The 11,993-nt window shown below is 43.0% G+C and carries 14 protein-coding genes; 9 read left to right on the forward strand and 5 right to left on the reverse strand.

The window, feature by feature from the left end:
- Positions 1-59 precede the first annotated feature (59 nt).
- From msrA to ACH10T_RS11590, 5 genes are all read left to right on the forward strand, one after another.
- On the forward strand, positions 60-524 hold the full coding sequence (gene msrA, locus ACH10T_RS11570; RefSeq protein ID WP_394809429.1) for a peptide-methionine (S)-S-oxide reductase MsrA: 465 nt from the start codon (positions 60-62) through the stop codon (positions 522-524).
- A 151-nt stretch (positions 525-675) separates the two neighbouring features.
- Complete coding sequence (locus tag ACH10T_RS11575) at positions 676-2,289, forward strand: HDOD domain-containing protein (protein ID WP_394809430.1); 1,614 nt, start codon at positions 676-678, stop codon at positions 2,287-2,289.
- Between the two features lie 40 nt (positions 2,290-2,329).
- Positions 2,330-2,947: a guanylate kinase gene (gene gmk / locus ACH10T_RS11580; RefSeq protein WP_394809431.1), complete on the forward strand. Its 618-nt coding sequence runs from the start codon at positions 2,330-2,332 to the stop codon at positions 2,945-2,947.
- 86 nt (positions 2,948-3,033) lie between these two features.
- Positions 3,034-3,240 (forward strand): DNA-directed RNA polymerase subunit omega, encoded by a 207-nt coding sequence (gene rpoZ, locus ACH10T_RS11585; RefSeq protein ID WP_292929554.1) that lies wholly within the window; start codon positions 3,034-3,036, stop codon positions 3,238-3,240.
- A gap of 227 nt (positions 3,241-3,467) precedes the next feature.
- A complete protein-coding gene (locus ACH10T_RS11590; RefSeq protein WP_394809432.1) occupies positions 3,468-5,573 on the forward strand; it encodes a RelA/SpoT family protein in 2,106 nt (701 codons plus the stop codon).
- Positions 5,574-5,648: 75 nt separating this feature from the next.
- On the opposite strand, the gene ACH10T_RS11595 is transcribed toward ACH10T_RS11590, so the two are convergent.
- Positions 5,649-6,488: an inner membrane protein YpjD gene (locus tag ACH10T_RS11595; RefSeq protein WP_394809433.1), complete on the reverse strand. Its 840-nt coding sequence runs from the start codon at positions 6,486-6,488 to the stop codon at positions 5,649-5,651.
- A 140-nt stretch (positions 6,489-6,628) separates the two neighbouring features.
- Here ACH10T_RS11595 and ffh point away from each other — a divergent pair, with 140 nt between their 5' ends.
- Positions 6,629-7,978 (forward strand): signal recognition particle protein, encoded by a 1,350-nt coding sequence (gene ffh / locus ACH10T_RS11600; protein WP_394809434.1) that lies wholly within the window; start codon positions 6,629-6,631, stop codon positions 7,976-7,978.
- Here the strand turns inward: ffh and ACH10T_RS11605 are convergent.
- From ACH10T_RS11605 to coaBC, 3 genes are read right to left on the reverse strand one after another with little or no spacing between them, the layout of a single operon-like run.
- On the reverse strand, positions 7,949-8,233 hold the full coding sequence (locus tag ACH10T_RS11605) for a hypothetical protein (protein ID WP_394809440.1): 285 nt from the start codon (positions 8,231-8,233) through the stop codon (positions 7,949-7,951). The two genes, ffh and ACH10T_RS11605, sit on opposite strands and share 30 nt — an antisense overlap.
- Positions 8,199-8,648 carry a dUTP diphosphatase gene (gene dut, locus ACH10T_RS11610; RefSeq protein ID WP_394809435.1) on the reverse strand — a complete coding sequence of 150 codons (450 nt, stop codon included), beginning with the start codon at positions 8,646-8,648 and terminating at the stop codon, positions 8,199-8,201. The genes ACH10T_RS11605 and dut overlap by 35 nt, the downstream gene beginning before the upstream one ends.
- A gap of 26 nt (positions 8,649-8,674) precedes the next feature.
- The gene (coaBC, locus tag ACH10T_RS11615) at positions 8,675-9,877 is read right to left on the reverse strand and encodes a bifunctional phosphopantothenoylcysteine decarboxylase/phosphopantothenate--cysteine ligase CoaBC (RefSeq protein ID WP_394809436.1); all 1,203 of its coding nucleotides are present in this window, start codon (positions 9,875-9,877) and stop codon (positions 8,675-8,677) included.
- A gap of 221 nt (positions 9,878-10,098) precedes the next feature.
- Between coaBC and radC the strand changes: the two genes are divergently transcribed.
- From radC to rpmG, 3 genes are all read left to right on the forward strand, one after another.
- The gene (radC, locus tag ACH10T_RS11620) at positions 10,099-10,773 is read left to right on the forward strand and encodes a DNA repair protein RadC (protein WP_394809437.1); all 675 of its coding nucleotides are present in this window, start codon (positions 10,099-10,101) and stop codon (positions 10,771-10,773) included.
- Positions 10,774-10,941: 168 nt separating this feature from the next.
- The gene (gene rpmB / locus ACH10T_RS11625) at positions 10,942-11,178 is read left to right on the forward strand and encodes a 50S ribosomal protein L28 (protein ID WP_394809438.1); all 237 of its coding nucleotides are present in this window, start codon (positions 10,942-10,944) and stop codon (positions 11,176-11,178) included.
- Between the two features lie 34 nt (positions 11,179-11,212).
- On the forward strand, positions 11,213-11,368 hold the full coding sequence (gene rpmG / locus ACH10T_RS11630) for a 50S ribosomal protein L33 (protein ID WP_013966630.1): 156 nt from the start codon (positions 11,213-11,215) through the stop codon (positions 11,366-11,368).
- A 154-nt stretch (positions 11,369-11,522) separates the two neighbouring features.
- Here rpmG and tnpA read toward each other — a convergent pair whose 3' ends face one another.
- Complete coding sequence (gene tnpA, locus ACH10T_RS11635; protein WP_394809439.1) at positions 11,523-11,900, reverse strand: IS200/IS605 family transposase; 378 nt, start codon at positions 11,898-11,900, stop codon at positions 11,523-11,525.
- Positions 11,901-11,993 lie beyond the last annotated feature (93 nt).

An 11,993-nucleotide genomic window follows, 5' to 3' on the forward strand; every position in this document is an offset into this window, starting at 1 on the left:
TCCATTCATCGGAATACACCAAAATACGTTGTTAATTTGATTTATCAGGTAAATCAATAATGGCGACAAACAAGATAATTTTTGGAGCAGGCTGTTTTTGGGGAGTAGAAGCAGCCTTTCGTCGTATCAAAGGGATCACCGGCGTCACTTGCGGTTATTCTGGAGGACATACCGGCAATCCAACTTACGCAACCGTTTGTACCAGCATCACCGGTCATATTGAAGTGGTTCTGGTCGAATATGATCCGGCAGAAGTGGCTTTTGAAACATTACTAGACAGTTTCTGGAGTTGCCATAATCCTACCACCCAGGATCGTCAAGGTCCTGACATTGGAACACAATATCGCTCAGCTATCCTTTTCTTTACACCAGAACAAGAAATTACTGCAAAAGAATCCAAGCATAGGCTACAGAACAGCGAACGCTGGCATGATCCTGTCGTAACAAAAATATTACCTGCCGGTCAATTTTACGTTGCGGAAGAATATCATCAGAATTATTTCAGTAAGCATGGTATTCATTAACATTCCTTATTAATTAACCTTTTAATTTGCCGTTAATAAAAACAAAGCATATTAGATTTTAATAACATTCAGGAAAAAAGAATCTGATACAAACTGGGATGTGGTTTGCGCCAGCATATTAACTAACAATTTTTCTTAGAAGAAGTTTAAGATGGGATCCATTCAATCGCCCGATACTCCCCAAGACCCATCCAGCTCTCTTGATCCCGCCACAGTAAAAAAATATGGTACAAAAACTTTAAGAGACCACTTGATCGAAGCGGTCACTAATGATCCAGACCTCCCGACCCTTGGCAATTCTATGACGCGCATCGTACAGCTATCATCATCGGATGATCAATCCATTCAACAATTGGCCTATTTTGTTCTATCGGATGTTTCATTAACACAAAAGATTCTGCGTTTATCAAATTCTGTAGCGTTTGTCTCCGCATCTAACAAAGTCAACACCAGTATCACCAAAGCAATATTCCTGCTGGGTTTTAATTCGGTAAAGACTTGCGCTTTGGCCATGATGCTGGTTGACGGCATGTCCGGAAAACGCGCGGAGCACGTGCGCACTGAGTTAATTCACGCCTTGGCAGCTAGTATGATTAGCCGTGAGCTAGTGAAGCTAAGCTCTTTTAAAGATGCAGAAGAAATTGCTGTTGTTGCCTTATTCAAGAACCTTGGACGTTTATTGCTTGCTGCCTATGACCATGATCTATACCAAGAAATGATGGCTCTCATCAAGCAAGGTACGCACACACCTACACAAGCATCACAGACAGTGTTGGATTTCAACCTTGATACATTGACCGAGACTATTCTGGGAAAATGGAATATTCCAGTCAGCATCATTCAAGCGCTTAAAAATAAGCCGACAGGCACCCTGAACGCCGCAAGAAATAAACAAGAGTGGATGCAGCAAGCAGCAGAATTTAGTGAAAAAGCTACATCCCTTATTTTAGCAACCTCCGAATCGGAAGATTCTGAGCTTAAAAATAAGCTACTCAATCGTTTTGGCAAAGCACTTAATCTGGATAAATATAAATTGGATCAATTGATATTAAGTGCTTCCGCCGAAACCCGGACATACTTAATCAATGCAAATTTACTCATCGCGGATAAAAGTAGCAATATCAATCCGCACACAACACAGACAGAATCTGATACTTCTGTAGAAGATTCACTCAATGAATTACTGCTGAGCGATGATAAAAACAATAGTCCAGAAATTACTCAGTGTTACCCCAGTGGCAAACCATATAATGCATCCGCATTATTATTAGCGGGTGTGCAAGACGTGACCGAAATTATGGCATCTGGTAAATATAGACTTGAAGATTTGATTATGTTAGTTCTGGAAACTTATTATAATAGCTTAGGTTTTCGTTTTATCACACTTTGCCTTAGAGATCCAAAAATAAATCTGTTTCGTGCGCGCAGTTCTCTGGGAAGAAGTAACATGGAATATCAAAAAGCGTTTAACTTCCCAATTGCGCCGTCTGATGATCTGTTTCATCTTGCACTGAAGAAGAATGTGGATTTGCTAATTTCAGACGCCTACATCCCGAAAATTCGCAAACTAGTACCCCAGTGGCATATGGATTTATTACCTGATGCACGTAGTTTTATTGTGCTCCCTTTGGTCGCTAATGAGAAACCTATTGGCCTATTTTATGCAGACCGTGCATTGGAAGCACCTGAAGGAATCACTACTGAAGAAACAAGGCTAATTAGGACATTAAAAGGTCAAGTACTGACAGTCTTTAACTCAAGATAAGTTACTACTGATCACATAGATAATAGACAATAGGTGCAAAATGACTAAAATGACAGGCTGCTTATTTATTATCAGCGCACCCTCTGGTACCGGAAAAACCAGTTTGGTCAGAGCGTTACTCCAGTCAGACTTAAATCTGAGTCTGTCCATTTCACATACCACACGCCTGCCACGCTCCGGAGAAGTCAATGGCCGTGACTATCATTTTATCGATGAAGAAACATTCAGACAAATGCTCCGCAACGGAGAATTCGTGGAAAGTGCAGAAGTTTATGGCAATCTTTATGGCACCTCGCAAAAATGGATTGATCGCGCTATCGCATCTGGGCAGGATATCTTACTCGAGATTGATTGTCAGGGAGCGAAACAGATACAGCAAATTCTCCCCGAATCCATTGGCATCTTTATACTCCCGCCTTCGGCAGACACCCTGGCAACACGACTAAAAACAAGGGCTCAAGATAATTCGGGAATTATTGAGAAAAGACTAATTGCAGCACGCGAAGAAGTCGGTCATATTACTGAGTTTGATTATGTTATTATCAACGACAGGTTGGAAGATGCGCTTAATGATCTGATCTGCGTTGTTAGGGCTGAGCACTTAAAAAAGGCTCGTCAGCTGATAAAATATCATGCATTAATCGCACAGCTTTCATAACCAGTTTCTATAAATAAATGGTATAGTCCCTTAACATTTTGTTGTAAAATTTGTTTGTAAACTCATAAATAACCGAGACAAATACCATGGCACGAATTACCGTTGACGATTGTATAAAGCAAATTCCCAACAGATTTGATATGACTTTAGTTGCTACAGTACGCGCCAGACAATTGGCTATAGGCTCCGCACCCATGGTGGATCCTGGACGCGATAAACCGACCGTCATCGCACTGCGCGAGCTAGCGCAAGGCAAAATAGGTTTGGATATCCTCAATCCCAGAAACATGTAACCCCGACTCAATACTATGAAGACGCTGTCAAGCATTGATAATGTCTTTGTAGCACTTGATAATAATCATCAGCCAAATAATTCCCTGCACATAATCACACCAAAGATTGATCTAGGTAGTTTAGAGATCGTAATAGCACAAAACGGCTTGCGAAAGATAGCCGGTTAAAGTTATTCTGAAGAAAGTCAAAATAACCTACCTGATGCACGCCAAACAAATCAAATTCCATGCCTGAAGCAGAACTTCTATTTTCTGAAACCTCCCAATATCTTAAACCAGAAGATGTTAATCAACTTAGAAGTGCTTATTTATTTGGTCAAGGTGCTCATTCCGGACAATTCCGGAAATCAGGTGAGCCCTATATTTCTCATCCAGTAGCAGTAGCTAGGATCCTCTGTACACTGCGTCTCGATGCACCTACGCTAACGGCTGCCTTATTGCATGATGTCGTAGAAGACACGGATATCTCCAAAGCTGAAATCAATGAAAGATTTGGAGAACCTGTGGCGGAACTGGTTGATGGTGTGTCTAAACTCACTAAAATTGAATTTCAATCGCAAGAAGAAGCGCAGGCTGAGAATTTCCGCAAGATGCTGCTGGCGATGGCGCGAGATGTGCGTGTCATACTCATCAAACTGGCTGATCGGCTGCACAATATGCGAACACTTGAAGCCATGCTCCCTGCCAAACAGCGAAGCATTGCACGTGAAACCCTCGAAATTTATGCACCGATCGCGCATCGGCTGGGACTCAATAATATCTACCAGGAATTACAAGAACTGGGATTTCGCTATTCTTATCCCATGCGCTATAAAGTGTTGGTCAAAGCAACCAAAGCGGCGCGCGGCAATCGTCGTGAAATCGTCGGAAAGATTCTAGAAGCCATTGATATAAAGTTAAAAGAATCGGGGTTGAATGCAGAAGTCACCGGACGTGAGAAGCATCTTTATAGCATTTATATGAAGATGGTCGAGAAACAACTTTCATTTTCTGAAGTACTGGATATTTATGGCTTCCGCGTTATTGTCAAAGATATTCCTGCGTGCTATGTCGCACTAGGCATGCTACATAGCTTGTATAAACCAATTCCTGGTAAATTTAAGGACTACATTGCAATCCCCAAAACCAATGGTTATCAATCGCTACATAACACTTTATTGGGCCCGTTCGGCATTCCGATAGAAATACAGATTCGCACCGCAGAAATGCACCGAATCGCCGAAAATGGCGTTGCTTCGCACTGGCTCTACAAAAGCTCAGATGCAGATTTTAATGATCTGCACCTGCAAACCAGCCAATGGCTGCAGAATTTACTGGAAACGCTCAGCGGCTCGACAGATTCTCTGGAGTTTTTGGAACATCTTAAAATTGATTTGTTTCCAGGTGATGTTTTTGTTTTCACCCCGCAAGGAAAAATTCTAACACTTCCACGAGGCTCCACCGCCGTCGATTTTGCTTATGCAGTCCATTCCGATGTGGGTAATTGTTGTGTAGCTGTCAAAATTAATGGCGAGAACGCACCGCTGCGCGCCAAACTTAAAAGTGGTGATCGCGTAGAGATCGTCACAGCACCGTATGCGAAACCGAATCCTTCCTGGCTCAGTTATGTAGCAACTGGACGAGCGCGCTCACACATTCGCCACTTTCTAAAAACAATTCAATATGACGAATCGGTCAAATTGGGTGAACGCATGTTAAATCAGGCTCTACTGTCTTTTAATATTAATCCTGACACAATAAATGATACACAATGGGAAAAATTAGTACGCGACAGCGGCGTCAAATCCAAGGAAGGGTTACTGACTGAAATGGCTCTGGGAAAACAACTCCCTGCAGTAGTGGCAAAAAGGCTAACATCCCCATTGGAATCCAGCTCCAATGACCAGATAGCTGGTCCAATTACCATATTGGGGACGGAAGGATTGACCGTTCAATTTGCAAAATGCTGCCGCCCAATCCCTGGGGATGCCATTATCGGCGTAATCAAGAAAGACTCCGGATTGATCATCCATACGCATAATTGTGCCAATGTCACCAGCAGTCAAAAGAACTCGGAAAATTACCTGGATGTAGCCTGGGGTAAAGACATCACTAGAACGTTTGAGGCCAGTATCAAAGTTACGGCAGTAAATAAACAGGGCGTACTGGCACGAGTCGCTGCCGAAATAGCCAAAACCGAATCAAATATTGACGACATCGCCATGGAAAACGAGAACGATTTCATGCATATGTGTTTTATCCTGCAAATCAACAATAGATCTCATCTTGCACAGGTTATACGTGGCCTACGGCATCTCAAAGAAGTTATTCGAATCCATCGCACGAAAAGCTAATCTGCCAGTTTTCTGTAGGACAGTAGAACATTCCGAAGTTCTGATCACCAATCACAAAAAACCGGTATCAGCAGACTATCGATTTAGTATGATCTCCAACACAAACTTACTGCCGATATAAGCGAGTAATAGTGTAATAAATCCCACCAGGGTCCAGCGAATGGCTATCCGCCCCCGCCAGCCGTAGAGCTGCCTGCCGGCCAACAGTGCTGCGAATACTCCCCAGGAGATAAAACCAAACAGCGTTTTGTGTGAGAATGTTAGCGGCTGACCGAATACTTCTTTTGAAAACACTACGCCGCTCAGGAGCGTCAAAGTAAGTAAAATAAATCCAATCCAAATGATGTGGAACAATAGTTTTTCCATCGCCAGTAGCGGCGGCAGATTTGTTAGTATCGAGCGGGTGGCAGGGTGATGTAAATGGCGTTCGACTACGGTCATCAATAATGCGTGTACCGCCGCTATCGTCAATAGGCTATAGGCCATCATAGCAACCAGTAAGTGCGCTTTAAATGCAGGCAATTCGGTGTTATCAAGAGGACGTAACGATGGAAAAAATAACGGCAATAACACCGCAATGGCTGCCGCTGCTGCAACGGGCGCAACCAAGGTTTGCAATCCCTGTAAACGATTAAAAAACCCCGAGAACCAGTAAATGAATACGGTTAGCCAGACAATGGTTGAAATCGCATTACTCAAACCAAAACTGAGGCCTGCGCCAATAAACATCGACTGATACAACGTCATGGCATGCAATAACAAAGGAGCAAGCATAGCATAATGTGCCCAGGTAATCGTCACCAGCACACGATCACTAGCTTTTGATGATGCTTGATACCAAGTATTTCGCCAAAAAAACCAACCGATCAGGATATAAAGCAAAAAGGCTGCGAGATAAGTTAAAATGCTGGTCATTGATAGTACAAATATTAAAAGGCCGGAATAACTGTTTAGTCTACATGGCGCTTTAACAAATTCAAAGAGCTAACCCGGATATTTATTAAAATTTGAATGATCACTTTGTCCTATAACGATCGTTTCTGTGAGGTTTAAGTATGTTTGACAATCTGACCAGCCGTCTTAACGGTGTCATTAAAACATTACGCGGCGAAGCAAGGCTTACTGAAAGCAATATACAAGATGCCTTGCGCGAGGTCCGTATGGCATTACTGGAAGCTGATGTGGCTTTACCGGTAGTCAAAGATTTCATTGCGCGCGTTAAAGAAAAAGCCGTGGGTCATGAAGTCATGAATAGCCTTACACCTGGACAAGCGCTCGTTGGGGTGGTTCATCAAGAGTTAATTACGATTATGGGTGGAGAGAAAGTTGATCTGAATCTTTCCACAGTACCGCCCGCCGTTATTCTTATGGCGGGATTGCAAGGTGCCGGTAAAACTACCAGCAGCGGCAAGCTGGCCAAGTGGCTAATAGAACAAAAGAAAAAGAAAGTATTATTAGTTTCCTGTGATATCTACCGTCCGGCTGCTATTCATCAACTGGAAATTCTGGCTGGCCAAACTGGTGCTGACTTTTTTCCCGTTAAGGACGGACAAAAACCTGGAGAAATTGGTGCCGCTGCATTGGATTATGCACGCAAGCATCATCATGATGTAATGATCGTGGACACTGCTGGCCGATTAGGTATTGATGAAGCCATGATGCAGGAGATCAGTGAACTTGAAGCACTGTTAAAACCGATTGAAACCTTGTTTGTTGTCGATGCAATGCAAGGACAGGATGCAGTTAATACAGCCAAAGCATTTTCCGATGCCCTCCCTTTAACCGGTGTCATTCTCACTAAATTGGATGGCGATGCGCGTGGTGGTGCAGCGCTATCGGTCAAACACATTACCGGGAAACCCATCAAATTTACCGGCATTGCGGAAAAATTAACCGGATTGGAAGCATTTTATCCTGATCGGATGGCATCACGTATTCTGGGCATGGGGGATGTGCTTGGATTGATTGAAGAAGCACACCGAAACGCTGATCAGCAAGAAGCTGAGAAGTTGATGAAGAAAATGAAATCGGGCAAAGTATTTGACTTAGACGATTTCAAGGCACAATTTCAACAAATGCGTAATATGGGCGGGATGAGCGCGCTGATGGACAAATTGCCTGCGCAGTTAAGTCAGGCCGCACAAAATGTAAAAGTGGACGACAAAATAATCAGCCGGACGGAAGGCATCATTAATTCCATGACAAAGCAAGAACGTATTAAACCTGAAATCCTGAAAGCTTCACGTAAACGACGAATCGCCGCAGGAGCAGGTGTTTCTGTACAAGAAGTTAATCGTTTATTGGCACAATTCGAGCAAGCCAGAAAAATGATGAAAATGATGAGTAAAGGCGGAATGTCCAAGATGATGCGCGGATTAAAAGGAATGCTCCCCCGCCTGCACTAGAATATCAATTGGCTGCGGGTGCTTTCTCCAGCCCGACAACTTAAGTACCTGTGCGGCCATCTTCCTTGCTGAGAACCAGCGCATACTCGTGTTGGGTATGCGCTGGTTCTGCCAGAAGTGTGTATCGCCCATTTTCAATGGGATAGGGTCTACTTCCAAGGAACTGGAATCCGCAGAAACTATCGCCAGCAAAGCAAGAATCGTTTCGAACCATCGCACATCAATGCTTACCTGTACTGCCGAAACCATCTTCACCCCGATCGCTCTGATCAAAACTATCCACTCTATTGAATTCGACCTGTACAACAGGTACTACAACGAGCTGTGCGATACGCTCCAATGGGTTAAGGTGAAACGAAGTCTGTCCACGGTTCCAGCAGGAAACAAAAATCTGCCCCTGATAATCCGAATCAATCAGACCCACCAGATTTCCCAATACAATCCCATACTTGTGACCCAATCCAGAACGTGGCAGCACCAATGCGGCCAGACCCGTATCGGCTAGATGCAATGCGATTCCTGTTGGAATCAGAAGAGTTTCACCCGGATTAATCGTGACAGGCAGCTCAATACAAGCACGCAAATCCAGACCAGCTGAACCCGGTGTGGCATAGGTGGGAAGCTGTTCAATTAAACGTTCATCCAGAATTTTGATATCAATTTTTTTCATACGCTTAAGTATTAATATTTTTCATTTTATTGCTTGTAAAGCAAATTGATATGCTTTATCAAATGCCGCGCTTGTTCCATTTTTGATGCTTTGGGAAGAACATGCTTACCGGCATCATCCAGCAAAATCAACTCACTCTCATCAGCACCGATGGCATCTTGAGCCAAATTGGCAACCAATAAGGGTAAATTCTTTTTGCGCCGCTTCATTTCTGCATTTTTCTCAAGATCCTCTGTTTCTGCTGCAAAGCCAACGCAAAAAGGTGGTTCGGGCAAGCTAGATACCATCATCAGAATATCCGGATTGGGAACCAATTCTATTGATAACTTTTTATCAGATTTTTTTATCTTCTGTTGACTGGATTTTGCCACACGATAGTCAGCAACAGCCGCAACACTGATAAAAATATCGGCCTGCGATATTTCCGCCTGCACGGCATGCAACATATCCTCTGCACTTACCACATGAATGAGTTTATCTACTGCTGGCAGCACCAAACATGTCGGGCCAGAAACAAGTGTAACCGTTGCACCCGCTTCTACTGCAGCCCGAGCAACGGCATACCCCATTTTTCCGGAACTTTTGTTGGTGATACCCCGCACGGCATCAATTGCTTCAAACGTCGGTCCGGCTGTCACCAAAACTTTTTTGCCTTGCAATAAGCCACCTGCTTGAAACGCAGCTCGCACCATTTCTGCCAGCTCGCTGGCTTCCAGCATACGACCCATCCCCATTTCACCACAAGCCTGCGCACCACTCGCCGGGCCGATTATTTTGACACCATCATGTTGCAACAAAGACAAATTACGTTGTGTCGCGGGATTCTCCCACATTTGCCGATTCATAGCGGGTGCTAGTATGAGCGGACAATCACGCGCCAAGCATAATGTCGCCAATAGATCATCTGCCATACCACCGGCAAGTCTAGCAATAAAATCAGCGCTGGCAGGCGCTACCAAAATCATATCGACATTACGGGATAGATTAATATGCGCCATATTATGTGCAACATTGGTTTCCCATAAATCGGTATGAACCGGATTATTTGTCAATGCCTGGAATGTTACTGGCCCAACAAAATAACAAGCAGATTGCGTCATTACCGTCTGTATTTCAATCCCATCTTGTGTTAGCAGACGCGCCAATTCCGCTGCTTTGTAGGCAGCCACGCCGCCTGTTACACCAAGTAACAGGCGCTTCTTAGATAGAGAAGATAAACATGTTGTCATATTAGAAGATTTCTCTGAATAAACTAAATCCATTACTAAGGTGATGTTAATTAAAGTAGATATTAATAAAATAAGCACCTGTTTGCTCATTCTACTCAATATGGCTGCACTGCATGCCGCTATCAGTAAAATAAAATAGTAGAGCTGACTATCTCAACAACTGATTGTGACGTACTTACAATCGATCTCATTTTACATGACTTAGCGATCAACCATATTTTATGGCGATTCCAAATTGGCCTATATCTGAGCGACCACGAGAAAAGCTATTGCAGAAAGGCGTCACTGCCCTTTCCGATACAGAACTACTGGCCATATTTCTTCGTACCGGTATAACCGGGAGAAGCGCCGTAGATCTCGCAAGAGAATTACTTTTACATTTCGGCAGCCTAACCAATATATTTGCGGCCAATCAGATTAGTTTTTGTCAATTACCCGGCATGGGAATTGCAAAATATACACAACTACAAGCCGTGTTAGAAATGGCACGCCGTGCGCTAAGTGAGGAGCTAAAGAGCGGGGATGCAATAAGTTCACCGCAATTGGTTCGAGATTTTCTACGCTTGAGTCTGGAAAATAAACAACACGAAGTTTTTATCGGTATCTTTCTTGATGCTAAAAATCATGCCATTGCTACTGAAGAGCTATTTAGCGGCACATTGACCCAAACCAGCGTTTATCCTCGGGAAGTCGTCAAACGCGCGTTATATCACAATGCAGCAGCCATCATTTTTGCACACAATCACCCTTCTGGCATGGCAGAACCTAGTCATGCAGACAAAGTACTCACTCAATCCTTGAAGCAAGCATTGGCTATGATTGATGTCAAAGTATTGGATCACTTTATTGTTGGTAACGGTACTATCCTATCATTTGCCGAACAGGATTTAATTTGAATACAAAGCTCACAAATAAATGGTACTTAATTAAGAAGACATTGTGAATTTATATTTAATTTTGATAAATACTCTCATCACTCTTGAATATTTAAGCAGTTACATTTGAGTAAATAACTTAAATCAGGATATAATCTCTCCTTTTAAGAATTCATGGGGTGCGCTATTATGGCACGAGTATGTGAAGTAACCGGCAAAAAGCCGATGTCCGGCAATAATGTTTCTCACGCAAACAATAAAACCAAAAGACGTTTCTTGCCTAATCTGCAACGCCGCAAGTTCTGGGTTGAAAGCCAGAGTCGCTGGATTAACTTACGATTATCAAATGCTGCATTACGCACAATCGATAAGAATGGTATAGATTCAGTGATCGCCAAAATGCGCTCAGAAGGCAAAAGCGTTTAAGATACTAATCAAAGTAAGTTAAGGAGTCATCATAATGCGTGAAAAGATAAAACTTGAATCCTCAGCTGGAACAGGTCATTTCTATACAACCACAAAAAACAAACGTGCAAAACCAGAGAAACTGGAGTTAATGAAGTTTGATCCTGTCGCACGAAAGCATGTCAAATACAAAGAAACAAAGCTTAAATAAAGAGGCTATAGTAGATCAGGTTAAATTTGAGTCCAAGATTTAAAAATTTTTGCTGTTATTTAGGTGCTCCATAATAAACATCCCCGTGGCAAGACCACGGGGTATTAGAAAAGCTCAAGCTGACGCAGCTCTTCTTTTGGTTTGCCCTGATTCTTTACATACTGCCCCCCAATCCGCTCTTTCCCCTACAGTTGCAACATAATAACCATCCGTCCAAAACTCCACCACTCCACAGATCTCGTTTCAAATCCGGCTTCTTCTTAAACAATTCCCACGCTGTTATGCTTCTGAACACCCTAACAATCTGACCTAGTGCAATTTTCGGATGTGCCGTACAAAGTATATGTACGTGGTCTTTGTCGCAACCTATCTGCTCAAACTCAATGTCGTATCGATCTTCTATCTCTTCCCCAGTCATCATAATGATTCTCACAACCGCTTCGTCTAACAGTTCCTGTCTGTATATAGAGAACTTTGCACGGCTAGAGTCATTTTCAGGTGTGGATGATGATATAATAACGTTTTTAATCATATTGTTGAGTTAATTGATATGAGTTTTTCAGAGTTTGATGTCACCCGCCGCACTCGCAAAGGAAACTTTCTCAATCAAATCGATTACCTGATT

Source organism: Nitrosomonas sp. (genome assembly GCF_043753625.1).
Lineage (GTDB): Bacteria > Pseudomonadota > Gammaproteobacteria > Burkholderiales > Nitrosomonadaceae > Nitrosomonas.